This is a genomic window from Flavobacterium sp. CYK-55 (assembly GCF_018413465.1).
GTDB lineage: Bacteria > Bacteroidota > Bacteroidia > Flavobacteriales > Flavobacteriaceae > Flavobacterium.
In genome coordinates, this window is the sequence record NZ_JAHCDK010000006.1 from 78,477 (window position 1) to 104,555 (window position 26,079).

At 36.7% G+C, this 26,079-nt stretch carries 29 protein-coding genes and 1 tRNA gene; 5 read left to right on the forward strand and 25 right to left on the reverse strand.

Annotated features, from left to right (window positions below):
• Window positions 1-16: 16 nt before the first annotated feature.
• The 25 genes from KIH23_RS08350 to KIH23_RS08470 all read right to left on the reverse strand — a co-directional run bounded on the left by KIH23_RS08350 (window position 17) and on the right by KIH23_RS08470 (window position 17,982).
• Window positions 17-181 carry a hypothetical protein gene (locus KIH23_RS08350; RefSeq protein ID WP_213213112.1) on the reverse strand — a complete coding sequence of 55 codons (165 nt, stop codon included), beginning with the start codon at window positions 179-181 and terminating at the stop codon, window positions 17-19.
• 15 nt (window positions 182-196) lie between these two features.
• Window positions 197-2,395, reverse strand: coding sequence for an ArdC family protein (locus tag KIH23_RS08355; RefSeq protein WP_213212992.1), 2,199 nt, complete (start codon window positions 2,393-2,395; stop codon window positions 197-199).
• A 1-nt stretch (window position 2,396) separates the two neighbouring features.
• Entirely contained in the window at window positions 2,397-2,867 is a 471-nt protein-coding gene (locus KIH23_RS08360; RefSeq protein WP_213212994.1) for a hypothetical protein, read from the reverse strand.
• On the reverse strand, window positions 2,858-3,412 hold the full coding sequence (locus KIH23_RS08365; RefSeq protein WP_213212995.1) for a hypothetical protein: 555 nt from the start codon (window positions 3,410-3,412) through the stop codon (window positions 2,858-2,860). The genes KIH23_RS08360 and KIH23_RS08365 overlap by 10 nt, the downstream gene beginning before the upstream one ends.
• A gap of 110 nt (window positions 3,413-3,522) precedes the next feature.
• Window positions 3,523-3,879, reverse strand: coding sequence for a hypothetical protein (locus tag KIH23_RS08370; RefSeq protein WP_213212997.1), 357 nt, complete (start codon window positions 3,877-3,879; stop codon window positions 3,523-3,525).
• A 58-nt stretch (window positions 3,880-3,937) separates the two neighbouring features.
• Window positions 3,938-4,579 carry a glycoside hydrolase family 19 protein gene (locus KIH23_RS08375; protein ID WP_213212999.1) on the reverse strand — a complete coding sequence of 214 codons (642 nt, stop codon included), beginning with the start codon at window positions 4,577-4,579 and terminating at the stop codon, window positions 3,938-3,940.
• Window positions 4,579-4,722: a hypothetical protein gene (locus tag KIH23_RS08380; RefSeq protein ID WP_213213001.1), complete on the reverse strand. Its 144-nt coding sequence runs from the start codon at window positions 4,720-4,722 to the stop codon at window positions 4,579-4,581. The genes KIH23_RS08375 and KIH23_RS08380 overlap by 1 nt, the downstream gene beginning before the upstream one ends.
• Complete coding sequence (locus KIH23_RS08385; protein ID WP_213213003.1) at window positions 4,722-5,420, reverse strand: peptidoglycan-binding domain-containing protein; 699 nt, start codon at window positions 5,418-5,420, stop codon at window positions 4,722-4,724. Before KIH23_RS08385 ends, KIH23_RS08380 begins: the two co-directional genes overlap by 1 nt.
• A 1-nt stretch (window position 5,421) precedes the next feature.
• A complete protein-coding gene (locus tag KIH23_RS08390; protein WP_213213005.1) occupies window positions 5,422-5,844 on the reverse strand; it encodes a hypothetical protein in 423 nt (140 codons plus the stop codon).
• Window position 5,845: 1 nt separating this feature from the next.
• On the reverse strand, window positions 5,846-6,340 hold the full coding sequence (locus tag KIH23_RS08395; protein ID WP_213213006.1) for a hypothetical protein: 495 nt from the start codon (window positions 6,338-6,340) through the stop codon (window positions 5,846-5,848).
• A gap of 218 nt (window positions 6,341-6,558) precedes the next feature.
• On the reverse strand, window positions 6,559-6,753 hold the full coding sequence (locus tag KIH23_RS08400; RefSeq protein WP_213213008.1) for a hypothetical protein: 195 nt from the start codon (window positions 6,751-6,753) through the stop codon (window positions 6,559-6,561).
• Complete coding sequence (locus KIH23_RS08405) at window positions 6,753-7,544, reverse strand: hypothetical protein (RefSeq protein ID WP_213213010.1); 792 nt, start codon at window positions 7,542-7,544, stop codon at window positions 6,753-6,755. The genes KIH23_RS08400 and KIH23_RS08405 overlap by 1 nt, the downstream gene beginning before the upstream one ends.
• A gap of 1 nt (window position 7,545) precedes the next feature.
• A complete protein-coding gene (locus tag KIH23_RS08410; RefSeq protein WP_213213012.1) occupies window positions 7,546-7,821 on the reverse strand; it encodes a hypothetical protein in 276 nt (91 codons plus the stop codon).
• 2 nt (window positions 7,822-7,823) lie between these two features.
• Window positions 7,824-8,198, reverse strand: a complete 375-nt coding sequence (locus KIH23_RS08415; RefSeq protein ID WP_213213014.1) for a hypothetical protein — start codon at window positions 8,196-8,198, stop codon at window positions 7,824-7,826.
• 58 nt (window positions 8,199-8,256) lie between these two features.
• Window positions 8,257-8,814 carry a hypothetical protein gene (locus KIH23_RS08420; protein WP_213213016.1) on the reverse strand — a complete coding sequence of 186 codons (558 nt, stop codon included), beginning with the start codon at window positions 8,812-8,814 and terminating at the stop codon, window positions 8,257-8,259.
• Between the two features lie 39 nt (window positions 8,815-8,853).
• A complete protein-coding gene (locus KIH23_RS08425) occupies window positions 8,854-9,423 on the reverse strand; it encodes a hypothetical protein (protein WP_213213018.1) in 570 nt (189 codons plus the stop codon).
• 11 nt (window positions 9,424-9,434) lie between these two features.
• Window positions 9,435-10,127, reverse strand: coding sequence for a hypothetical protein (locus KIH23_RS08430; protein WP_213213020.1), 693 nt, complete (start codon window positions 10,125-10,127; stop codon window positions 9,435-9,437).
• An 11-nt stretch (window positions 10,128-10,138) separates the two neighbouring features.
• On the reverse strand, window positions 10,139-10,993 hold the full coding sequence (locus KIH23_RS08435) for a transglutaminase-like domain-containing protein (protein ID WP_213213022.1): 855 nt from the start codon (window positions 10,991-10,993) through the stop codon (window positions 10,139-10,141).
• Window positions 10,994-11,165: 172 nt separating this feature from the next.
• Window positions 11,166-11,393 (reverse strand): hypothetical protein, encoded by a 228-nt coding sequence (locus KIH23_RS08440; RefSeq protein WP_213213023.1) that lies wholly within the window; start codon window positions 11,391-11,393, stop codon window positions 11,166-11,168.
• A gap of 791 nt (window positions 11,394-12,184) precedes the next feature.
• Window positions 12,185-13,945 carry a hypothetical protein gene (locus tag KIH23_RS08445; RefSeq protein ID WP_213213026.1) on the reverse strand — a complete coding sequence of 587 codons (1,761 nt, stop codon included), beginning with the start codon at window positions 13,943-13,945 and terminating at the stop codon, window positions 12,185-12,187.
• Between the two features lie 139 nt (window positions 13,946-14,084).
• Complete coding sequence (locus KIH23_RS08450) at window positions 14,085-14,360, reverse strand: hypothetical protein (RefSeq protein ID WP_213213028.1); 276 nt, start codon at window positions 14,358-14,360, stop codon at window positions 14,085-14,087.
• A 245-nt stretch (window positions 14,361-14,605) separates the two neighbouring features.
• Complete coding sequence (locus KIH23_RS08455; RefSeq protein ID WP_213213030.1) at window positions 14,606-15,514, reverse strand: hypothetical protein; 909 nt, start codon at window positions 15,512-15,514, stop codon at window positions 14,606-14,608.
• A 207-nt stretch (window positions 15,515-15,721) separates the two neighbouring features.
• On the reverse strand, window positions 15,722-16,918 hold the full coding sequence (locus KIH23_RS08460; protein WP_213213033.1) for a tyrosine-type recombinase/integrase: 1,197 nt from the start codon (window positions 16,916-16,918) through the stop codon (window positions 15,722-15,724).
• Window positions 16,919-17,068: 150 nt separating this feature from the next.
• Window positions 17,069-17,141 (reverse strand) — tRNA-Gly (locus tag KIH23_RS08465).
• A 160-nt stretch (window positions 17,142-17,301) separates the two neighbouring features.
• Window positions 17,302-17,982: a murein L,D-transpeptidase catalytic domain family protein gene (locus KIH23_RS08470; RefSeq protein WP_213213035.1), complete on the reverse strand. Its 681-nt coding sequence runs from the start codon at window positions 17,980-17,982 to the stop codon at window positions 17,302-17,304.
• A gap of 248 nt (window positions 17,983-18,230) precedes the next feature.
• Here KIH23_RS08470 and KIH23_RS08475 point away from each other — a divergent pair, with 248 nt between their 5' ends.
• The 5 genes from KIH23_RS08475 (at window position 18,231) to KIH23_RS08495 (ending at window position 26,069) form a co-directional block, all read left to right on the forward strand.
• On the forward strand, window positions 18,231-20,624 hold the full coding sequence (locus KIH23_RS08475) for a DUF5916 domain-containing protein (RefSeq protein ID WP_213213037.1): 2,394 nt from the start codon (window positions 18,231-18,233) through the stop codon (window positions 20,622-20,624).
• 105 nt (window positions 20,625-20,729) lie between these two features.
• Window positions 20,730-22,247: a 2,3-bisphosphoglycerate-independent phosphoglycerate mutase gene (gene gpmI, locus KIH23_RS08480; RefSeq protein ID WP_213213040.1), complete on the forward strand. Its 1,518-nt coding sequence runs from the start codon at window positions 20,730-20,732 to the stop codon at window positions 22,245-22,247.
• 129 nt (window positions 22,248-22,376) lie between these two features.
• A complete protein-coding gene (locus KIH23_RS08485; protein WP_410505134.1) occupies window positions 22,377-23,048 on the forward strand; it encodes a TetR/AcrR family transcriptional regulator in 672 nt (223 codons plus the stop codon).
• Window position 23,049: 1 nt separating this feature from the next.
• Window positions 23,050-24,714, forward strand: a complete 1,665-nt coding sequence (locus KIH23_RS08490) for a peptidase domain-containing ABC transporter (RefSeq protein ID WP_213213045.1) — start codon at window positions 23,050-23,052, stop codon at window positions 24,712-24,714.
• A 5-nt stretch (window positions 24,715-24,719) separates the two neighbouring features.
• On the forward strand, window positions 24,720-26,069 hold the full coding sequence (locus KIH23_RS08495; RefSeq protein WP_213213048.1) for an HlyD family secretion protein: 1,350 nt from the start codon (window positions 24,720-24,722) through the stop codon (window positions 26,067-26,069).
• Window positions 26,070-26,079 lie beyond the last annotated feature (10 nt).

A 26,079-nucleotide genomic window follows, 5' to 3' on the forward strand; every position in this document is an offset into this window, starting at 1 on the left:
GTTTCTTCATTAGAAACTATTTTTTAGCCTTTGCTTTAACAACTTTACCACCCTTAACATAACGATAGCCCTTTTTTAATGTTCCGTCTTTTTTCACTCCCTCTCTTTTGATTACTCCACTACAAAGTTTCTTTGCGGAAATTCTTTTTTTGCTCTTCGATTTTGTTTTTTTTGCTACCATGATTTTGAATTTAGATTATTTAACTTTAAACGATAATTTTCTTTTGCTTTTTTGTTCTGTTGGCTCGCTGACTACTTTCTTGTAATACATCGAGTATTTTAAAGTGAGGTCGTTGCCTCTGTTTTTTTCAAGGGTTGCAAACCTTTGTTTTGGGTCTTGATGCGATGAGCAATGAATTACTGAAGTTGGATTGTGTGCCATCTTGTTACCGCCATACATCGCCCCATTTTCTTTTACTTGAGATATAAAGCACCAAATTACTTTTGGGTAAGTGGTTCTTAAATAATTCAGTTGGTCGGCTGTAATTTTTAAATCTGTAACCGAATCCGCAATGATGACCTTAACCACTTTACAGAAGTCCTGCAACTCTTCAAAAGGCTTTTCCAAATAACCTTTTATTGCTATGTACTTTCTTCCTTTTTCGGTTGTGTTTCGGTTAATGCTGTCTAGCGTGTCTTTACTCTCAATCCCGCCTTGCTCATAATCGATATACGCTACTGGTGTTTGTTGTTCTCCAAAGGCATTAGCAATCTGCATGGCCAACTGTGATTTTGAACTATGCTTATTCCCTTTAATCAGGATAAGTGCCTTGTGTGGTTGTTGCTTTTGCAAAAACTTTCCAATCTCTCCATCAAGTACAAAAACATCTTTAGCTTCCTTCGGTGCAGTACCCGCTGAAACAAAGCCTAATTTTTCTAATTGATTTAGACTTTTATTCTGATCCAAATTGGGTTGTCCTGTGCTTACCCTAGTTGTATTTTTTTTTGTTGCCGGCACAACTCTTTTTTTCTTTACTTCAGTAGCTTTTTTAGATTTAGCTTTTGCCCCCAATCCTGCAAATAAATCCAATTGTTCCCCCTGTTTGGTTTTGCTTTTGACTTTACTTTTTTTAGGTCTCTCAACTGGAGTTTTTACAGCTACTTTCTTTGCCTCATCTTCTTTCTTTTCTTCCTCCTGTTCATTCTCACTTTCAGAGTTTCTATTCAAAATATAATTGACTGCTTTTTGAGATTGTGCTGAAGCTTTGAGGAAAAAACGATTGTCATTCTCTAGTTCACTCACTAAAACCTTATTCCAACTTTTAAGATACTTCGCCGAGTTCTCTTTAGTCTGAAACAAAATCCCTGCCTCTGAACATAAAAATACCGCTCCGAGTTCCGCAATGAGTTCTTCATAAGCATAGCTTTTACTTCCAAACTTTCCTGAAAAATCTCTATCTAATCGCTTCTTTGCACCAGTTGAATGTGTCAGCTCGTGAAAGAAAGTGCAGTAATAAGATGCCTCTTTGTTAAAAGCATTTATTTTAGGCATATTGAGCGTATCGGTAGCAGGTTGATAGTAGGCTTTATCCCCAACAAAAGTGTAAATAGGCGGGTTTTTATATCCGTCAATTAGTAGCTGTGCTTGCTCAATCGGATTGACCTTTTTACTATCAATTTTATCACTTGGAAACTTTAACCCTGTGCAATCATCGGCTCTGAAAACATTGTAATATTTAATTACTGGGATTTTCACTAAATGCTCTTTCAAATCTTCTTTGGTTAGTCCGTGAGCTTTTACAAACTCGGTAAACTTTGCCTTGTCAGTAGTTTTGAATTTTAGTGTTCCATCGTCATAATTAAAAATCATAGTGTAATAAATTACACGTCTTGCCTTGCTGTCTTTTTTGAGTGATGCGTTAGCGTCCTTGATTTGGTTAAAGGTTAAATAGTACGGCTGTATAAACTTAATTGGTACTAAATACCCTTTACCCTCATCATCAAATTTTATATCGAAATTCAGCAGGAAATTTGCTCCTGTGTATTCCTTTTTGCTCACATAATTTTTAGCTGTTCCATCTGCTCCCGAACCAACCCAGTCTTTTTGCCAAGGCAAATGCCCGACCTTTTCAATAGTGTTTATAATTAAGTCCGTGATATAACTGTAAATATCATCGGGGGAAACTCCATTTAAACCACCCTCTGAATCGGGTTCTGATTGATATTCCAAAGTGGGCAAAATGATAGTTTGCTCTGCGCCACTTAATCCTAATTCTGTAATAAAATCGTTTATTTCAATTTCAAAAACGGAATCGTTATTCTGTCTTAAAACGTTTGTGATACGTTTTGAAATAAGCGTATGATTTTGCTTTTTGGCTCTAGCCAGTAGCTTTTTAAGTGCGCTTCGGGAAACTTGCTTTCCGTTTAGATTATTAAATGATTGTACTAAATCCATACTATTGAATTATTGAATATTCTTTACCTAAAACCCCTAAAATGGTTTCAATTTGAATGTCTTTTATTCCCGTGATTTTTACCAGGCTTTGCATATTGGAAAGGTTCTCCAGTATTGGAATCTCAACTATCAAATCCTTTAAAACAAACTTGCCATTGGCGGGAACTGAAACAAAAGATTTGTTTACCGTAATGGTTGCAATTCGTTTGGCTGTTTTGTCTTTTAGCACAATTCTTTTAACTACTGCAATAACACCATCGGGGCTGAAATTATCTTTTGTGGGATTGAAAAGGGTTACATCTAAATTGAACCGCATTCTTTTGAAATTGATGTCAAAATTTCTAAATCCAGTCGGCAACGCTTTGAGTTTTCCCATTGTTTCTTTCCACTTATTTACTTTGTTTTTGTACCATAGTACACCAACTCCTACTACTGCGCCTACAATAACAATGTGCTTTGCTTTTATACCCATAAACTTGTTTTGTTTCTGATAAATCCAACCGTTTTAAAACCAATAAAAAGAAGTGTTGCAATTCCCAAAACCATTAAAAACTTCTCCAGTTTTGATAAAGGTTTTTCAATCTCAATTGGAATCTTTTTTACCTTAATGATAGTTTTATCATTTGCTGTTTTGGTAGTTGTATTTTCATTTTTGGTCTGTGCCATTTTAGAGTAGAACTCCAATTGTTTAGTTAGTTTGTTAAACTCAAGTTTATAGCTGTTGTCTCCTGAATTTTTTGAAGTATTTAGCTTTGATAATATTTCATCAATTTTTGCATTTACTAGGCTATCAACTTCTTTGTTTCCTGTATTGCTTTGAACAACTGGAGTAATTAATTTGTCATCGATTGCCTGATTAATAATTACATTTCTTAGGCTATCTCTTCTTTGAATTTCACTTTTGAGAAGAATGTTTTCCTGTTTGTATTTTTTAGCTGAAGAACAGCCGATAAAAACCAAAGAAAGTAGCACCAGTAAAAGTGAGATTGCAAATGATTTATTGATTATCTGTTTCATTATTGTATTTTTTAAAAGTTGATTTTAGAGTAAAGAATATCATTTCGCCTGCCTCAAGAAATTGGATAAAATCAAACCCCCAATACATACTGGCGATTACCACCAATTTGTTAAAGAGTTGTCTTTTCACTTATTAATTGTTTTAGCTTGTCAAAAATTGCCCCCAATAAATCTTCCATTCTTTTATGGAAAATGGTTGAAAAAGAACCGCACCAAGCACAAACCACATAAGTAAAAAGTTTGCTAGTGTGCAGGAACTGGTCAAAGAAACCATACACCAAGAGAGCAACAAAAAATGATACAATTGCTTCGGCTAAAAACCATTTCCAAGAAGCTTTTGCTCCCTGTCTCACTTGCTTTATTATTTTCACAAATGCTCCCATACTCACAAGCAAAAGGAATAATAGAAAATCGATTAATTGTTTGGAATGATTGTTAAGCCATTCCCATATTTGTTGTTTTGTCATTGCTTGTATAGTTTACTGATTAAGATTGAAAAGCCCAGACCAAAAATTGTAATAGGGATTATGTAAGAGTGCTGTCTTGACATTTTTTTTTTAATATCCCCATTGTATCAACAGAGATATAATAATTGAGTTGTTTTACTCTTTCCTCTAAATTGGTTAAGCCTCCGTTTATCTTTTCGGTTATGGAATTGATGTTGTTTTTATCGGCTATTGGATTAAGCTTGAATCTTACCGACCAAAACCAACCTGCTATATCAATTGCTATATCGGGTCTTGAGGCTAAATCGGGATTTGCAATTACATCATGCCCGGAATAATCTTTATAAGCTTGGTAGTTGGCTCTCCCTGTAAGTTGAATAAGTCCACGACCTCTAAAACGCCAACCATCACCAACCTGTGTATTCCCTAAATTTATTCTTCCCCAATTGCCACCATACACAATATTTGCAATGGCTTGTTGATTGGCTTTTTGTTTTGCTGTTCTGCCGTATTGGTTAGCCTGTGCAACCGAAATTTGATTAGTTCCGAAAGTTTTAATTAATCCTTGTGGGGAGTAATTCAAACTTTCTGTAAACTTTATAAACCCTCCACTTTCCTCGTGTATTTGTGCCAAAAAATGCGCAATCCGTCTAGGAGTATTGATAGCATACTTTTTAAAAATGCTTAAAAAAGTGATGCTGTTTGTCAGTAAAAATTCCATTACAATACTACTTTTTTGGGTTCTTTAATTGGCTTGTTCTCTGTCTCTTTAATTTCAGGTGCTTTCTCGCTATCCATAGTGGCAACAACTAAAATTCCTGCTACGGCTAGTGAAAGCCATAATGCTCCGCTTGTACTCATCATTAAAAGTCTTTTAGTTTGATTTGTTTAACCCCTTTTTGGGTGAATAGTGCGTTTTCTGTATTGCGCCCAAAATCTCCGTCAACCTTGATTTTAAGTAGTGTTTGCAAGGCTTTTACTTCTTGTCCTTTGCTTCCTTTTTTCAAGAGTTTGCTTTTATCTACCCCCGAACCATTTGATGAACTAACTGATGGAACTGTTGGGTAAATTTTACCTACTGGTTTTATAACATCATGGTCAGCAATCCAATAAATATCATTTAGCAATGCTCCGTTTCTTTGTACTACATATCGATACGTTCCGTCAGGTCTTAAACCAACCCAAATGATAGTACCGATTTTATCTCCTTTTTTAAAAGTGGCTTTTCGGATTCCCTCACTGATATAATTCCCGTCAGCCATTTTTCTAGCATCATAGGTTTTTGTACCGTAAAATCCTGTTGCCATTACTTCCTGCCCAATACTGTATCTGAAACTATCAGCTACTACTGGAGCTTTAACTGGTGCTTGTGGTTTTACTGGTGTTTGTACCTTGATTGGATTGGTAGCCAATGTTGGAGTTTTTATAGGTGCTATAGGCTCAATCGGTTCTTCGATGTAATCCTGCTGTTTGTCATTACCTTTTTGAACAAAATAATAGATACCACCACCTACCGCTAGGGCTATACCGCCTCCAATCCATAATTTATCTTCTGTGGTCATTTTATAATTGTTTTGGATAATTTGATTTTAATAATTGATAATCTTCTGTACTTAATTCCTCTTTGAGCCAAACCTTTAAAGGGTGCTTTGTTGGTGTTTGCCAAAGAGCAAAGTAGGTGTTACCTGTTAGGGTGTTATAATATCTATTTCCAAAGGCTGTAATCACTTTTGAAAATTGGGCTTCAGTTACTCCAGTAAGTGCCGTAAAAATGGTTTTGCGCTTTTCGGTGTTTGTGAAATTGGCTTCTTTCATAGCACTATAAAGCATTGTGGCAACTTCTTTAGCATTGAAACTCGAATCCTTTAAACTGGCATCCAAATACGCTCCTGCCTTTTTATTTTTACTGGACTCTGAAACTGCCAAAAGCATTATTCCCAGTCCTGCAAGTCCAATGGTTACAGGGATAATTTTTGTACTGTCCATCTTAAAAAAAGTGAGGTATTAAAAAACGTAATTCCATAAGTTCGCTTGGGCTAAACTGGTCAGCAAACCATTCTATCATTGTCATTTGCTTTGATAAGGGATTAATTCCTTTTCTCTGCCCAAACTCGTTGTAAATCCTGATAAATCCATTGTGATTAACTCCCATCAGATTTTGTTTTACAGATTTAAACCCATTTCCAAAACCATACATTGCACTAAAAATGGCTTCCGCTTTATTCTTTGCCATTCCAGTAGAAATATTACTCGGCTTTTCTCTTTTATCTTCACTTAATTTGGAAAAACCGTTAAAAATCTTCTTATAAACAAAATATCCAACCCCAAGAAAAAAGCCTGTTTTAAGTACACCCTTTACAATGGAAGCCGTTGCATTTACTGTAGCATTGGCATTGTCAAGCGTATTGGCGATTGCCTTTTGCCCTTGTGGGGAAGAAGCTATTGCCATAACTGCGGGATTGTGTAAACCTTGTCTTTTCATTGTCTCTGTTGTTGGCTGTAGCGACTGCTCCCAATTTCATTTTTACTTCGGGAAGTTCATTTTAAGTTTCATAAAGGGTTGCCCCAGTAATCCGCTTAATCTTACTACTCCCGTTTCATCTTTACTTTCTTAAATTGGAGCAATTGTTACAGCTATTTCTTTGTTGTTGTTTCACTTGCCTGTAAATGGAGCTTACAGACAAGCTACTCCAACACTACCTACATTATGAACTCTTTTATTGTTTGCCAACTCTCGGCATTAGTTACCATTGCAATTGCCTTTTGAGAGTTTTTAAGTTCTACTAACTTCTCTAAAACCTCATTATCTAAATCGGCAAGGGTTTCAATCAATTTTGCTTTTTTCTGTAGTTTGAAAGGATTTGTTTCCTTTGTTTTTATGGTTAATGCGCTCATTATACTAGCATTTGATGTTGTTGTAATAATTGAAATAACTCTTGTGAAAAAACATTGTTTTCGCTCTTCTCATTGATTTTTTGATAGATCACTTGTAAAAGTGTTATGGTATCATCATCAAGGGTTTTTATGATTTCCAAAAACGATTTTTTAACTTCTGAATAAGTTTCGTTTTCTGCATCATCGGTCGAGGCAACTCCCAAACCATTTGCTTCAACTGGTACATTAAATCCCAATCCTTTTAAAATCATTGGGGCTTGCTTAACAACACCTAAAAGCATATTATTTAAACTATCGTTGCTCTCTTTCGTGTACCGTCTTTGCAACTTCTCTTCATTGAGTGCCTCGTTTTTAGCTTTGAGTTCTTTATTTTCCCTTTCTGATTCCTCCAGTTTTCTTGCGAGTTCTGCTCGGTCATAGGCTTGAAGCTTTAAATCAAAAATCTCCGTCATTCCCAATCCCATCAGTCCGCTTTTCATTTTCTTTTTCTTCTTTCTTTTGGCAATTGGTTTTTCCTCTACTTCATTTGATTTTCCAAAACTTACATCGAAAGGGTCGCCCTCCATTTTAAAGGCATTTGCTCCATTTTTGCGTTTCTCCTGTAGGGTTAGTTTTTTGTAACCATCGGCAAAAACTTTCTCGAAAAACTCTTCGGCAGTACCATATTCATTTTTTATTTGCTCGTGGGTTACATTGCGAAAAATCGGCTTGGAAGTCTCCCTGTCATAAACCGTTACAGCACAAAACTTGTCGCTGTTGAGTTTATCCATCAAATCATCTAATTGCTCCATTTTAAATTAGTTTCTTGTAGATAAGTAGTATTTTGTTTTTTGGGGTGTAGCCCTTTTTGCTGTTATTGGTATCTGTGTAGATTACCTCTAATTGCACTTTTGAATAAGTCCCGTCCGGCACAACTAAGATTTGCTTTTGGGTTGGGTATATCAGAACTCCGTTAACCTGTGCTATGCTTGTGCCTTTATTGACAACGCAAAGTGAAGTAACATTCTCTAAAACTGGGATTTGCTCTTCTCTAAATTCCTTTGTTATAAAAGCCGATTCTACAAACATTGCTACATTTTTTTAACGTTATTATTATACAGGAACACCACATGAAATTTTAGAGGTCTCTCTGATTCTAGTTTGTCCTCTAGTGTGAAAATCAGAGTGTAATCCTTGTTGCCAGTATCAAAATTTAAAGGCTTAAAACTCTTCTCATATTCTCCACCGTTTGACTGTCTCCAGTTGTCAATATGCACCGATGGAATAATTGCAATGCTATTATCGTCTTTCATTTCAACGGATGCCATTGCGTTTGTCAATTTCTCAACTCCATTGGTATAAAGTGCTGCACCAGTAGTAAAACCTGTTGGCAGTTTAAAGTTTACCGATGTATCACTTTCTCCTGGTTTAATTAGTGCCTTTACAACGTATTGAATTTGTCTCATGTCTTTTGGGATTTAAAAGCCATAGCCCTAGAACTATGGCTTTTTGAGTTTTGAAATACTATTTTTTTGCTTCTGTTACTCTGAACTCCAATCGCATAAAGAGTGGTTTCCCTGTTGGAATTGTAACCCCTTTTGGAAATTCTAATTCCAGTTTGAACTCTTCTTTTGCTCTTAAAAGCGGAGTAGTTGCAATTGGTCTGTGGTCGTCCTGTTTGAAGTTTTGAGTATCGGTCATCGGCAAATCAATAAGCATATCATTGGTTTGGATAAGTCTCAAATCAGCATTTTGCAGTTGTGCCGGTATTCTTTCCGAATTTTGCCAGTTGGCATTTGTTACATCTGTTCCGTCAGAGGTAAACAAGGTGCGGACAGAATCAATGACAACATCACGACCAGAGTTTAAAAGGTTTCCGTCAAAGTTGGTTACTCCGACTAATTTTTTTGTATTGGCATCAACCAATTGGTTAATCCCGCTCATTCCGTCAACCTTTACATTTAAGTAGAATGTTTTATCTACTAATTTGGTTGCCTGTGGTCGCATAGCTTGTGCGTGTTGGCGTTGTCTTGCTCCTAAAACTTTTATTGCTCTTTGCAATTGTGGATTTCTATTTTCCATTTTTTTGTTTGAATTAAATTTTTACTTTTCTTTTTGGAATTACATTATGTAATTGCCGTCTGCATCGATATAAGCTCCTAAACCATCTTCATCTTCATAAGCCCCTAGACCATCTTCAACATAGTTTCCACTTGCATCGATATAACCACCTAATCCGTCTTCATCATCATATCCGTTTAAACCGTTTTCAACATAATTGCCGTTTACATCAATGTAACCACCCAATCCGTCTTCGTGGTAATTGCCATAGGCATCGATATAGCCATTTAGACCGTTTACTGCTCCTGAAAGACCTACAGCTTTTTGCATAAATCTTCCCATTGCGCTATCCGAACTTAGCTTTGAGGCGATGGTTTCAGATGAAAAAATGTTTTTTACCAGTTCTAAACCGTGAGCAATGGAAACACCAATTGCCGAACCTCTCATAAGGGAACTTTTACTATCACTCCCTTTTACCTTTACTGCCAAGAATCCTGCTCCGACAGCTACTACACCATTTACAACACCTTTTACCGTGTTTGATGATGTCTCTGTCATTGTACCTGTAAGACCTCTTGAGAGTGCGCCTACAGCAACGGCAGAACTAATTGTTATTAACTCCTGTTTCATTTTTGTTTTTATTAATTACTTTTTGAACTTGTTGCTAGTAAAACTGCTCCCAAAGCCCCGACACCGATAACTATTGGAATAGTATAATTGGGTTTGTCAGTCGGGTTTGCTGTTTCATTTTTTGCCATTTCCTTTTGAGTGGCAACCTCTTCTTTTAGATTATCTACGGGAATATCCTTGACCTTTGAAATGGTCTCTAATTGGGCATCATTTGGCAAAGCTTCATTTACTTGCGTATCGGTTGCCAAAGTCTCGGCAGGCACTCCTTTAACCTGTGCAATGGTTTCCAATTGCTGTGGTGTTGGTGTAGCATTTTGCATTACTTCTCCGCCTTGTGCATCATCGTAAACTTCTTGTGAACTTCCACCAGAAATTGCGTTTTTGATTGTTGGCTTTACCACGTTCTTAATGGCAAACTTTCCAACCTTACTATTCCCAATCTTAGTTGCGAACTTTACAGCTTTACTGTTTTTAAATTTGGTAAGGACTTTACCAACTTTACTATCAAGTATCTTACTTGCAATTCCTCCGCCCGGAATGAAACTCATTGCTGTAGTTGCTAATGGGATAGCTACTTTGCCTACTTTGATGGCATTTTTAATAGAAACGTTTTTTAGTCTTACGTTCTTTTTAAGCATCCTGCCGATTTTAAGCCCTCTGTTTAAACCTGCGTTCAAACCTGCTTGTTCTTCTAATATTATCATACTCTTATTGTTTAAAAAGGAAATCTTCCTCTAGTGGAACTTGATTTTTTTGATGCTCCTTTAAGCCCTCTTTTACTACCGTAAACACTATTGCTTTTTACATAGATATTGTAAGCTCCGCCCTCGCTATTTGATTTATGAGCAATGGCATCTGTACCCAATGACTTTAGCATATTTTTTGCTTGTTCCGCACTTCGGGCGAAATCGTATAACTCATAAGCCTTTTGGCAAGGTTTCTTTGTTACATACCAACCTTTCTTCTTTGGTGCTGGGCAATTAAGCCCTATATGTGGCAGTTTTAAACTCATAAAAACATCTTCTTTACTTGTGTACTTTGGTTCTCTGTTACTCTGTACCGTCCCATCAATTATAAAATGTCCATCATCCAGTTTTCCACTTGCTTGATTTTTTGGCACTACAACGTAAACATGGGTGTACTGCTTCGGATTGAAATTGGGCTGTTTTATCTGCCTGATGTAATGCTTAATCTCTAAATTGAGAAGTATGCAACTGGCAAAAATCGAGTAGCTTTTACAATCAATTCCCTCTCTTCTGTTGAACCAACTATTAGCGGGGCTTCTTATATTTTGCGTTACTCCGTCAGCCTGATATTGAATATCATAGAAAAGAAAATAATGTATCTTATTGCAGGTCTCTTCAATCGTTTTTCCTCTTAAAACCTGTGAAAGTTTGGCTACTTGCTTGTAATAAGCTTTTGCCCAATCTCTCATTATCCGAACCGAATAAAATGTATCTCCTGTTTGAAGTTTTACTTTTTGATTTTTAGGTTTCTCGATTAAATGGTTAAACTCGTCTCCGTTTTTTATCCTGCGCTTTAGAATTACGTTTATCTCTTCCTTTGTCATTTCTAAATCCTGTAACTTTCTGATGCAAATGTTTGAAATAAAAAAACCCCGCCTTTAGGTAAAGCGAGGTATAGCAAGGTATTGCAATGATTTTTTAAGTACAGTAAGGTATTGAAAGGTATGCTAAGGTATTATTGCAATGTTTTTGGAATATCATTGCAATTAAATTGAACTAACTACTATCATCAAGATAATATCCTTTAGGTAATCCATAGGTTTCTACAAACTCCATAAACTCCAAATGTGGTATTATTTTGGTGTCTTTTGATATATTTTTCTCTTTTAGAATTTCATTGATTTGCTTTCTGATTTTGGTCTCACTAAACTGGTCGCAATACATCTCAACCAATTCCGATTTTGTAGCGGAGTGAGGAAGTGGTTTTTTGATATTATTACTCATTTTTGACGTTTGTTTGGTCATTAACCTTTAAATCATTTATTTTAAATAATGCTCTGAAAACGTGGGATTCTAAAAATTTCAATATCCTGTTTTTACCCAGTATAATAAAATCCAAAAATTGAAATGGTGCGGTTAGAATAATGGCAAGGCATACGGCTACTGCAAATAGATTGTAACGGATTATTTTAAGACGGTTTATAAAGATCATAGATTAAATATTTATTAGTTTTTCGTGTAAAGCATCGGAGATAGTTTGCATTATAAATTTCTGCTCTTCGGTTCTGTCTTCTCTTTTCCATTGGCAACAGAAAAGAAGTATTACAGACTGTGATGGAGAAAGGGTAAGGTTTAATAACCTTTTTGGGTTTTCAATCTTTGTTCTGAAAGTGTAGAACATACTTTGAAGAACGTCTATTACAATAATGTCATTGCAATACTTTTCATAATCATTGCAATTGGAAATATTATCTACCTTGTACCGGATAAACTTTAAAAGTTCCGACTGGATAATTTCAAGGTCTGTCCTCTTGATTTTTTTTAGGGCTATTTTCATAACGAAATTTAAATTGTGCGATTAATAAATTATTTTCATAAAACTGGACTACGTTAGTAATGATGGAGAGTGGATGCTTTTCCAATCGTTTGAGCATACTTCTGATAACCATTTCACTCTTTCGTTTGTTCTGATTAATAGGAGACCACCAAACTGCATTTTGATTCTTGTTTTGGGTTAGTATAACCATCTTAATCTTTGATTTGTATCTGTCAAAAACTGGCATATTTTCTAAATTTTAAAATTCAATCCAATTGTACTTTACTGTATCATTACTATTTATTGCAATGGTTTTCTCATTGGTTTTCAATGATTTTTTCAATATCAAATCAGGCAATTTCTCCAGGTACTGTTTTGGTAAATTCTGCTCTACATAATCGAATAACTGCGAATAGGTCAGCTTGTCTTTAAAGAAACGTGCCAGTGCATTTTCGCACTTTTTGGAGTGGTTGATTGTCTCCTTTCTTTTGGTTGCATTACTTTGCTGTTTCTTTTTTAGGGCATCATACTTGGCAATGGCTGTTAAATGCTCATTCCACTTGGCTTTGGTGTATTCAAACCCGACTTCTTTGGATGTTTTTCTGGTCATATCAAAGTAATCGTATGGGAATAATGGCGAAAACTCATTTTTGACAAACCATTTTCTAGCCCATTCGATACGCCAACGCATCTGACTGATTTCATCTACCAATACACTTTTATTGAAACTGTTTCCTGTAAAGGCAATCCACTTGTTTTGATAATACAGATTGATAGCTTTTTTATAGCTTCCTGCAAAGGGTGTAGAAGATTTGTAAATTTTTGATACGGATTTGAAAAAGTCCTGTATTGCCAGTTCCCTGAACTCTTCATTGGTTAGCGTACCACTGAAAGCTTCTTTGTACAAGTAACGTATATCGATAGGTTTATAGTTGTGATAGTTCCCATTAGCTAGATTCTCGGCTAATTCTTGGCGGTCAAGTATTAACTCTTGCAGTTTGGTTGAAAGCGTTTTTTCTGTGGTTTGTGGTCGTCCGCCCGCCCCCATAGTGCAAAGTGTTTGATTGCTAGTATGTGTTCTCGTAGAAAAAAGCAAATGAGAAGGCGTGAGAGCTTCGCTCGAACTCCTTATATCCTGAGAATTGTTTTCAACATTCTCTTTCTTTTTATTTTCATTTAATATTGTTCTAGTACTTTCATTGTTATCAGGTAAAACATTCCAAAATGTTAGTTTAAGTTCTTTGTTTTCAGAGCGTTTAATTTTTGAAGTATAAACATCCAAAATCACAAGAATTTCGGGGTTAATATGTAGTTCAACTGGTCTGTTTCTGCCTGCAAAATGATACTCAACAAATACTCCTGCCTCTTCTAAACGTTTTCTGTGATTACGAACCGTTTTAGAGCATATTGCAATACTGTTAACCTCATTTCTCTTTAGTTGAGTAACTAGAAAGGAATTGATTTTAAACTCTTCAATAGGTCGTTTTGATGTAATACCGCCCTTGATAAACTTCTCATTGCGTTTCATCAATTGGGAGTTATACAAATGCAACAGATTTTGAAATACTACTTCAGTAGCATATTTGACTGTTTGGATTTTCTTTTTCTCTACTATTAGTCCATAATCATTACAGAACTGGGTAACTGCCTCGTTATAGTTTCTTGGATTGCTGTTCTTTGAATTATGGAGTAAAAACAGTCTTTTGTACTCTTTTTGAATATCAGTCAATGAGTTTGCTTTACAAAATTCCTTTACGGAATTATTGTGCGCTTGTATCAGTTCATTCTCTGCCTGTGTCTTGAAATTATAAGAAGCAATATACTTGCGGTAATTATCCATCGTACTCGAAAATGCCTCTTCAATGATTGCGGGATAAATTGCAATGATTCTGCCTGACAATTGCAATGGCTTTTCAACTGGTGCTTGTTGCACTTCTACAGCTTTATTTTCTCCAAAGCCAAAAAGTGTAGATGCCATTGAAAAAACTTTGTTATCCAGTCTTTGCGTGTTTATACTCATAAGAATTTTTTTTAACCCTTGACAATGGCGCATTTTCACGCCATTGCTTCAAGGTCTTACAGCTTATTGCCGTGTATGTATCTTTATTCTGCAATGATTTTAAAAGAAATTGCAATTGTATTGCAATGGATAAAGAGGTTTATGGCCTATTATTTTTATAAAGCTCTACTGTGCTTTTTATAAAAATCGTCTCGTTTCCTCTCCCTTTACTTCCTTTTTTGGCAACTCTTAAAAGGCATTTTGGATTTTTTAAGTCTTTTTTTATTTTCTCAACTGAAACACCAATGTAATTGGCAACCTGCTTAATCGTAGGTTCTTTAATAGTTTGCCAATCAGTAAGTCCATTAAGAACTGTCAACAGATTATCTGAAAGGATAACTATTTGATGACCATCGGGGATTTGAATTATTTGCATAGTATAATTTTAGATTATGGTGCAAATACAAGAAATAGTATAAAGTCCGATAAGTACTTTTTAGTCCGATAAGACTAGATACTTCGGGAAAGGCAGTAAATAAAGTAGTTTATGGAAGTGTGTTTTTTAAATTATCAGACCATTTTCAATTTTCATATTCTCATCATTCAAGTTATTTTTAGAAAACTGAAAAAAAGTTTTTACTTGCAAGTTGTTCTAATAAGTATAAAATAAATAACATTGATTTATACTTTGATTGTGTTATCTATATTTGGATCTTTATCATTTCTATTTGGGGAAAGATAAGTCTGTATAGTTGATTGAGAAAGTGCTTGACCATTTTCATCTACAAAATTTTCGCAAATAAATTCTGTTATTTCTTTTATTTTGTAGCCAAGATAGGGCTTGCCATTTGGTTTAACAGTTGTCATCATTTGTTTAAAAACATTTGTTAAAATATTTATGGCTCCATTTATTTGAAGTGGTTGAGATTTAACCTCACTAGAATTATATCGTAACTTATTCTGAATTACTTCTTTTTCAAAATCAGTTTTCATTTTTCTTAAAGTTTGAAGCTTTTCAATCAATTGGGTACATTGAAAATCATAATCTAATAATTTATTATTTTTTGAGATTATATCTGCTTGTTTGTATTCAAATATTTCTTCTGTCAGATAAATAATTTTATCATTAAAGCTCGAAAGTGTTTCGATATGCAATTTAGTTTCGTGGAAAGAAAAATATCTGTCTTCTGTATCAGCATTGACAAACCTTTTAGGCGTAATCATTTTAGTAAGTTTAGCTGAAGTAACTTGTATTGAATCTCTTCTTTTTTCAATCAGATTGAATAATTTGTTATACTTGTACAGAACTCCATTCTCAATAAATAGTTTCTCATTTTCAGCTATTAATAAATCAAAACTCTCAAGCCAACTTATAGGTGATTTCATTTGCTCTAATTGGTTATTGATAAAATTTGAAAACTGAGATTGTGGAAGTTTTAAAAGTTTATTAATTAAAATATCACAATATTTTTCCAAGGTGATTTCATCATCAATCACTATATCTAAAATTGAATTTACTGACTGTATTGAAGTTACTGTTATGAACTCCGTAAAAGAAACTGGCTTAATGATGGTTTTATTAGGATTCAAATAAAATGTCTGTTTGGTTCATGTTTATTTTGACATGCATTTGTTGAATTTCCCTCACATTTTATCCAAAAAAAAACCCTTTTATAGGGTTTTCTCATAAATTAACTCATTATTTGCCTCAAAACGCGACAAAGATATGACGGAAAAAGTTTTTAATAGTATAATTAATTTAACAAAAATTAATTTTCTCTGCTTAATCTATTTTTGTTAAAATAAAACTGCATCAATGATTTTTCTGTGTACAGCATCTTTAGCTTCATAAGAATATGACCCCTCATAAATTGAATGCACATCACCTCTGCTGTGTCCAGTTAACTCCATAATTACATCCCTGTTCAATTCGAGTTGTTTCCCTAGATTGATAAATGTATATCTCGCTGTTTTTGATGTAAAGTAACTTTCAATTAATGGTCTTTTATTTTCATCATTTATACTATAAATAAATTTAGAAAAACGTTTTATGTAATTATTGCGTAGAGAAATGTATTGATACTTATGTATGTTAATAAGATAGGGTGAATTATCTTTATATATCTCTAAAATTTCAAGTGCTTCAGGAATTATATAATTATCTATAAACTCTGTTGTTCCTCCTTTGAAACGTGTAAACTTTATACGCCCATTTTTAACGTGTAAATCATATCTCAAATTTGCCAAATCAATAAAGTCAATTCCTCCTAGATAAAAACACAATAAAAAATAATTATGATAATGATAATCTTCTGGTCTAACCCCTTTTATTTTTGGAGGTAGATTTGAAAATAATGTTTTCATTTCAGATAACATAAAATGTTTGTCCTGTGTTTTGCCGACTTTAGGCATAATCCCTTTAAATGGACTAACAAAACTTTCAGGCTTATATGCTCCCCTTTTTACAGCTTCATTATAAGTAGCTCGAATTGTTCTCAAATAATAATGTACGCCGCCAGCTTTACAACCATTTTTTAGTTTGAAATCCCTAAACCTTGTTAGAAAATTATAATTTATCTCTGAAAAATATACTTCGTCTTGGTACTTTTTCATAACATTGTATGCATCGTTGTAATTTACCCACGTTTTTCTGTCGTTTGCTTTTAACTCATCACAATAATTTTTCAGAAAATTTAAAAATGATTCGGGATTATCGTTAGCCAAAAAACTTTCAACTTGATTAATTGAAACGTAGTCTTTAGGCTTACCCAAAATAGTATTAATTTTGATTTTTGTTTTTAAAACGTATTCCAATAAATCAAAATAGAAAGGATGCGTGCGCTTGGGTTCTTTTAACATATCATCCCAATCATCAATTTTACAATGGTAAGAAGTAGGGATTTTTTGAACTTTATTTAAATAAACATAAATAATTAGTGCGAACCCTTTTTTTGATTCCTTGTTAGAGGTGTTTAGTTTAAATTCTATTGTCATAATAAGTAAAAAATAAGTAAACAAAGGTATTATTTTGTCCCTATTTTATAAGTATTTTAATAGTTTTAACGAAAAAAGATTTAGGCTAAAATTGCTATTTTTTGGCAATATTAAATAAAAAAGCCCTGAATTTCAGGGCTTTAAAAGAAGAGCGGAAGACGAGGCTCGAACTCGCGACAACCAGCTTGGAAGGCTGGAGCTCTACCAACTGAGCTACTTCCGCATTTTGTTTTTGGTGGCGCAAATATATACAATAAGTTTTATCGCGCGCAAGTTTTTTTGATAAAAAATGTTGATTTATTTTTCTGACGCTTTCTTAAAAAGAGCAAATCATTTATTCAGAAATCGTTAGCGCAAAAGTCATTTATAAAATTCTAATACGGCTAGCTTCTCGAGGGGTGATAAATAAACAAACACGATTTATCTTTGATCAAATCAATAATTTCAGCAGATAATTCAACCGGAACCGCCGGGCAACCTTGACTTCTGCCCAAACGCTTATTGGTTTTGATAAAAGTTTCAGACACATAATCAGCCGCATGCATGACAATTCCTCTGCGACGCGCGTTGTCATTAACTCCTTTTTCTTGACCGTCAAGTTTGAGCGAAAGACCGTGTTTGCCCATGTAAGTCTCACCAGTAATATAAAACCCCAAACTGCTTTTGTTAGATGAATCTGCATTTGAGAATGACTGAGCATATTCTTCTCCGGTATTTTTTCCGTGAGCAACATATGTGTTCATAATCACTTCGTATGTATTCATATTGATAATCCATAGCCTTTTTGCATTTGACGACAAGCTAAAATCAACCAAGGTCAAAATATCCTTATTGATAGCTCCTTTTGTTTTGAGTACTTCAAAACCTTTAAAAGCTTGTGTAAAAGATTCAAAATCGGGCAATTTATATTGATTTGAATGCAAAGAACGATATACCTCAACAAAACGACTTTCGGTTTTAGAAGTTATCGGCAAGACAGATTTATGTGTTGAAACGGCTGTATTGGCTGATGTAAATGACATCAAAGAGAACAGCACAACGAGCGAAAAAACTTTATAATTCATTGATTCCGATTAAGTTTCACAATAGATTCGGGTGAGCAAACCTACAAAAACGAAACGAGTATGCAAATTTTTTATCAAAAAAAGTGCGATGAAATGTGTTAAAAAATCGACGAAACGCACTTTTTGCCAAAATTCTACCTATTTCAAGCAAAATTGTGGACTTCAAACGACGAGCATTCATTTTTATTGCTAAAGGTTGAAACTTTCATTATAATCGCTATTTTTGTTAACAGTAACCCAATCTGTAGATGCGCCCATTTTCTTTTTATATCCTTTTTTTCACCTGTTTGATTTTTGAAATTTCTTTCGGACAAAAGAAAATTTTACACGCAGTGGCTTCGGGCGATATTACCGTTGACGGTAAATTTGACGAGCCTATTTGGGAATTCGCACCTATTGCTACCGATTTTGTCATGTTTTCACCCGACAACGGAAAACCGGAAAATCCGGCCCGAAAATCTGAAGTTCAAATTGCCTACAACGACGATGCTATTTATGTGGCCGCCAAACTATACGACGACGAACCCGCTAAAATTCTTCATGAAATTACAGCCCGAGACAACTTCGGAACCGCCGAACATTTTGGCGTTTTCATCAATGGGCTCAATGACAGCCAACACGACTTTAGGTTTTTTGTGAGTGCCGCTGGCGTTCAAATGGATTGTTTGTTTACCAACAAAGATGGTGAAGATTTTACTTGGGACGCCATCTGGGCCAGCAAAGCCGTTCTTACTGATTATGGCTGGGCAGTCGAGATAAAAATCCCTTATGCTGCGTTGCGTTTTTCTAAAAGTGACAAACAAACTTGGGGCATCAACTTTTATCGCGAGGTTCGCCGATTCAGACAGTTGTATACCTGGAACTTTATCGATGCCAAAATCAACAACGAAAGCGCACAATCAGGCATCCTAGAAGGTATTGACAACATCAAAACACCCACGCGATTGTTCTTGATTCCCTACACCTCTTATTATGTCAATACCAACGCACATCAAAAAGTAGCCGGTGATTTGCGCGGCGGATTAGACATCAAATACGGCATCAGCAATGCTTTTACACTCGATGCGATTTTGGTTCCCGATTTCGGGCAAACCAAATTTGACAACGTCGAGTTGTACCTCGGGCCATTTGAACAACAATTTACAGAGAACCGTCCGTTTTTTACCGAAGGCACTGATTTGTTCAGCAAAGGAAATTTGGTGTATACCAGACGCATCGGGCAAACGCCCTACATTCCCACTGGCGATAACGAAATCGTTCAAGACAAGCCCAACTCGATTAAACTCATCAACGCACTCAAGATATCAGGCAGAACCAAAGACGGATTAGGTATCGGTGTACTCAATGCCATAACCGAAAACACCAGTGTTACCCTACGCGATACCCTCAGCGGTGCGCAACGCAATATAACTGTTGAACCTGCTGCCAATTACAACGTTTTGGTACTTGACCAACGTTTTCGCAAAAACTCATCGGTTTCTTTTGTCAATACCAACGTAATGCGCAATGGCAGCTATCGCGATGCTAATGTATCGGCTTTGGTGTACGATTTAAACACCAAAGAAAACACCTACAAACTCAACGGAGATTTCAAATACAGTTATTTGAGTGCTTTTGGCGAAAAATCCACCGGAGTAAATACGTCAATGGCATTTTCTGAAACCAGCGGAAAATTCAGATATTACCTGGGCGGACAATATGTTTCAGATGATTATGACAACAATGATTTAGGTCTGACCTTTCAAACGCATTACCATTCGTTAAACGCAGGAACCAGTTATAGGATTCTCAATCCAACGCAAAAATTCAATTCCCTTACTATCTTTTTGGATGCTTACTCAGAATTTGAAAATCATACGGGCCGATTACAAACCGGGCGTGTCAATTTGAGTTTTAATTCAACCGATAAAAAGAACGATTATTACGGCTGGGGCCTCAGAATCAGACCGCTTGAAAGCTATGATTTTTATGAACCCAACACCTATAACGGTCAATATTTCACCATTCCTAAAAACATGGATGCTTGGGTGTATATTTCATCAAACTACAACCGAAAATTGGCTATTGACTTTAATCCAAGTGCAACTTTTTTTGATGAAAAAAACCGCATCAGTTATGGTTTTATGCTCAGTCCGCGCTATCGAATCAACAACCACATAACCGTAATTTATACCTTTGACTTTTTGCGCCAAGAAAACAATACCGGAAACGCTGATTTTGATGACCCGAGCACCGTATTTGCCAGAAGATTCCGCAGCAATTACACCAATAGTTTGCAGTGCAAATACGCCATCAACAACAAAATGACCATCAATTTATCAGCACGTCATTATTGGGCTCAAGTCAACAACCAAGAATACATGACATTACTGCCCAATGGTTCATTGGTTTCTAACCCTTCCTACACCAACAACAAAGACCAAAACCTCAACCTTTGGAACGCAGATTTATCATACTCATGGTGGTTTGCGCCCGGAAGCCAACTGACTCTTTTGTATCGCAACAATGCTGCTGACTTCAACCGTTTGCTTGAAAACAGTTTTGCCCGAAATATGGCACAAGCCGTCAACAACCAACAGCTCAATCATATTTTTTCGATTAGCCTTCGTTACTTTATTGATTACAACCAACTCAGACGCTGATTTATTTTTAATTTTGCAGCTAATCCTGCTGTTGGCTTAATCTTGGTCGGCGAACCCCGCCCGCCCAAGGATATCGCCGCCATCAGGGCTGTAATTCGCAACTCCATGAATAAGAAAGTTATTTTAATGATCCTCGATGGTTGGGGAAAATCACCCGACCCGAAAGTTTCTGCTATTGATCAAGCACAGGTGCCGTTCATCAACAGTCTATATCAAAAATATCCGAGCGCTCAATTGCGCACCGACGGTCTCAATGTAGGTTTGCCTGAAGGCCAAATGGGCAATTCTGAAGTCGGCCATATGAACCTAGGTGCCGGACGCATTGTTTATCAAGATTTAGCCAAAATCAATCTGGCGGTTCAGAACAAAACCCTGAGCCAAGAACAACCGCTCATCGATGCCTTTGATTACGCCAAAACACAAAACAAAAAAGTTCATTTATTAGGTTTGGTTTCTAACGGTGGTGTGCATTCACATATGTCGCATTTATATGGATTACTCGATGCCGCTTCAGAGTATGGCCTAGACCAAGTTTTCATACACGCCTTTACCGATGGTCGTGATGTTGACCCAAAATCAGCCGAAAAAGATTTGGCCGAACTGGAAGCGTATACCCAAAAATCGCACGCCAAAATTGCTTCGGTTATTGGCCGTTATTACGCCATGGATCGTGACAAGCGCTGGGAACGCGTGAAGCTTGCCTATGATTTAGTCGTCAATGCCCAGGGCGAAAAAACGCAAAACCTCATCGGCAGCATGCAACAAAGTTATGCCGAAGGTGTCACCGATGAATTCATCAAACCACTAGTAATGACCGATGCTGCCGGAAATCCAACCGCTGTGATTGAAGAAAACGATGTGGTGATATTCTTTAACTTCCGCACCGATCGCGGCCGCGAACTTACCGAAGTTTTATCGCAAACCGATATGCACGAGCGCAACATGCATAAGCTCCAGTTATATTATGTCACCATGACCAATTATGATGAAACCTATCAGAATGTTCATGTCATTTATGACAAAGACAACATCACTGAGACACTGGGTGAAGTATTAGAAAAAGCGGGCAAAAAACAAATCCGTATTGCCGAAACCGAGAAATATCCGCACGTGACGTTTTTCTTTTCGGGCGGTAGAGAATTGCCTTTTGATGGCGAAACCCGCATTCTCAAGAACTCACCTAAAGTAGCTACTTATGATTTAAAACCTGAGATGAGCGCCTACGAACTGGCCGATGCTTTGGTTCCGGAACTCCAAAAGGGCGAGGTTGATTTTGTTTGTCTCAACTTTGCCAATGGCGATATGGTCGGACACACCGGTGTGATGCAAGCGGCCATCAAAGCCTGCGAAGCCGTTGATGCTTGCGCAGAAAAAGTCATTACCGCAGCGCTTGAAAACGGCTACACAACCCTAGTCATTGCCGACCACGGAAACTGCGAAACCATGATCAATCCAGACGGAAGCCCCAATACAGCCCACACCACCAATCCGGTTCCGATTATAGTGGTTGACCCTGAAATCAAAACCGTTAAAAATGGTGTCTTGGGTGACCTTGCCCCTACCATTTTACATTTAATGGGGCTTGAAAAACCCAAAGTCATGACACAAAATTCATTGATTTAAGCATACGAAGTCAATACCATCCACAGTATGAGGCCCAAGAACAGGCCTCTTTTTTTATAATTAAAAGTTAAATTTTCAATTATAAAAGTATTACTATTAATTTTGCGTAAAATAATTTCAAAATCAAAAATCATGGAATACTTATCACAGGTAGTTATTTCTGTTCATCCCAAGCTATATGTCAAAAATCCTGAAACATCAGAATTGGGTCGGAAAATTATTCAGCAAAGTATTTTATTGATTGACGAAATTGGTTTTGAAGCTTTTACCTTTAAAAAACTCGGAGAGCGCATTGGTTCCAACGAAAGCTCACTGTACCGATACTTTGAAAACAAACACAAACTATTGCTTTATTTGACCTCGTGGTATTGGGGCTGGATGGAATATCGCCTGGTTTTTGAAACCAACAACATCACCGATGCTCAAGCGCGTTTACTCAAAGCCGTTGAATTGGTTACCGAAAAAATTCAAGACGACACTTCAACAGTCCACATCAATGAAGCCGTTTTAAACAACATCGTCATTGTTGAGTTTACCAAAACCATTTTAACCAAAGAAGTTGATCAAGAAAATAGCGAAGGCTTTTTTATGGTGTATAAAAAAGTAGTCAACCGACTGGTGCAAATGATTACCGAGGCCAAGCCTGATTATCCGTTTGCCAAAAGCTTGGCTTCATCTATCATTGAAGGTGCCTTACATCAGCATTTCTTAAAAGATCACCTCACAACCATTACCGATTGCAACGAGCTACAATCACCCTCGGCCTTTTATAAAAATTTGGTAGAACAAATCCTCAAATAAAATGAAATACACTCCGCTGCAACGCTTAACCAATCTTTTAAAACTTGACCGAAAAGACATTGTGCAAATTGTCTTTTACGCCATATTTGCCGGACTGATCAGTCTTTCATTACCGCTCGGAATTCAAGCCATCATCAATTTGATCCAATCCGGACGTGTAAGCGCTTCTTGGATTTTACTCGTCGTAATTGTAGTAATCGGTGTAGCTTTAGGAGGCATTTTATCAATCATGCAGTTGCGAATTACTGAAAATCTTCAGCAAAAAATATTCGTGCGCTCATCATTTGAATTTAGCTACCGATTGCCCAAAATTAAATTTGAAGCTTTATATAATCAATATCCGCCTGAACTGGCCAATCGCTTTTTTGACACGCTCACCATTCAAAAAGGAACTTCCAAACTCTTGATTGACTTTTCATCGGCTTTGCTGCAAATCATCTTTGGTATTTTGCTGTTGTCGCTCTATCATCCGTTTTTTATTCTGTTCGGACTCATCCTTTTGTTGCTGCTGTATTCTATTTTTAAATTTTCTTATCAATCGGGCTTGAACACCAGTCTAAAAGAATCAAAATACAAATACAAAGTGGTCAGTTGGTTGCAAGAAATTGCCCGCAACAACATGAGTTTCAGACGTAGAGAAAACTTTGAATTCGCGCTTCAAAAAAACAATCTCTTGGTTCAAGAATACTTGGGTTACCGCGAAAAACACTTTCGCATCGTACAGCGTCAATACATTCAACTCATCTGTTTTAAAGTACTCATTACTGCATGCTTGCTGCTCATTGGCGGTTATTTGGTCTTGAGTCAAGAAATGAATATTGGTCAGTTTGTGGCTGCCGAAATCATTATTTTATTGGTCATTAACTCGGTCGAGAAAGTCATCCTTGGGCTGGAAACTTTTTACGACGTTTTGACTTCGGTTGAAAAAATTGGTCAAATTGTCGATTTAGATACTGAGAAAGACCCGAACAAACCGGCAGATTATTGCTACACCAACATCATGCTCGAAACCGACCACCTGAGTTACAAATTTCCCGATAGTACAAATTATGTTTTATCTGGCATCGATTTAAAAATTAATCCCGGCGAAAAAATATATCTTGACGGGCAAAACGGCTCTGGCAAATCAACGCTTATTCGCATCTTATCCGGACTTATACAACCTACTTCGGGTTCGTTTTCAATCAATGACGACACCTACCGAAAAGTTGATGTTACTCAGTACCGAAGTCATATCGGAACCGTCATGAATCATGAACTTCCGTTTGAAGGAACTATTTTTGAAAACATCACCTTCAATCATCCGCATGTATCACATGAACAAGTAAAATGGGCCATTGATCAGGTTGGTTTAGGCCCATTCATCAAATCCTTACCCGAAGGTTTAGATACACAAATTCACCCTGAAGGCCGACAACTTTCGTCTTCAAACGCACAGAAAATCCTCTTGGCACGCAGCATTGTCAATCATCCTAAAATTTTGTTTTATGAAGATCCGGTTGATAAAATGGACGATGCTTCTGCCGAAAAAATCATTGACTTTCTCACCCAGCCCGAAAATCCTTGGACACTGATGGTTACATCAAAAAATCCGCTCTGGAAACAAAAATGCCAACGGGTTATTCATATATCCGACGGAAAAATCATTCACGATATTATAAAATAAACCCCATGCTCAACTTATCTAAAAACAACCCGATTACTGAAAACATCGATCAGTTCAGCACGGTCAAAAACCTGAGCAATCGGCCACACTATAAAATACTCAACCGAATTATTCTTTGGGTTTCTGCCCTGGGCTTGGTCATTTTGTTTTTGCCTTGGACCCAAAACATTTCAGGTGCGGGTGCCGTTACGACACTCAAACCTGATCAACGTCCGCAAACCGTGCACAACGCCATTGCGGGGCGCATTGAAAAATGGTATGTTCAAGAAGGCGATTTTGTCAAAAAAGGCGACACCATTTTATACATCAGCGAGATCAAAGAAGATTATTTTGATCCGAATTTGGTAGACAATACCAAAAGTCAACTCGAGGCCAAATCAAATGCGGCCACTTCTTATGGCGGAAAAGTAAAAACCCTCGAAGCCCAACTCGCGGCCATTCAAACTGAGCGCAAACTCAAAGAAGAGCAAGCCCAAAATAAAATCCGTCAAAGTTGGCTCAAAGTCAAAAGCGACAGCATGGATCTAGAAGCCGTAAAAACACAACTCAAAATTGCCAACACGCAGTTCAATCGCTCGGTTACGCTCAACAAAGAAGGTTTAAAACCACTCACCGATGTTGAAGAAAAACGCCTCAAATTACAAGAAGTCGAGGCCAAAATAATCACCCAAGAAAACAAGCTCTTGGCCAGTAAAAACGAGCTCATCAACGCGCGGGTTGAAGTCAATCGCATTGGCGCCGAGTATGCCGAAAAAGCCTCTAAATCTCGTAGCGATCAATACACAGCATTGAGCAGCCAATACGATACCGAAGCGCAAGTCAACAAACTCAAAAACCAATACACCAATTATAAAATCAGAAACGGTTTGTATTACATCACCGCTCCGCAAAACGGCTATGTAAACCGCGCGCTCAAATCAGGCATCGGCGAGACCATTAAAGAAGGCACCGAGCTCGTGAGCATTACTCCGGCTGAGTACGACATCGCAGTTGAAACCTATGTAAGCCCTACTGATTTGCCTTTGATTCACAAAGGTGAAAAAGTACGTGTTTGGTTTGACGGTTGGCCCACCATTGTGTTTTCGGGTTGGCCCAATATGTCGTACGGAACCTTTGGCGGACGCATCGTAGCGGTGGATAAATTCATCAGCCCGAACGGAAAATTCAGAATCCTCATTGCTCCGGATAAAGCCGAACAAGCTTGGCCCCAACAAATCAGCATTGGTTCAGGTGTGCAGATGTTGGCTTTGCTCAATAATGTTCCGGTGTGGTTTGAAATCTGGCGAACGCTCAATGGTTTTCCGCCCAATTACTATCAGCCCAAATCAACTTCAAAAACAGAGGCCAAAAAATAAACGCGCTCAA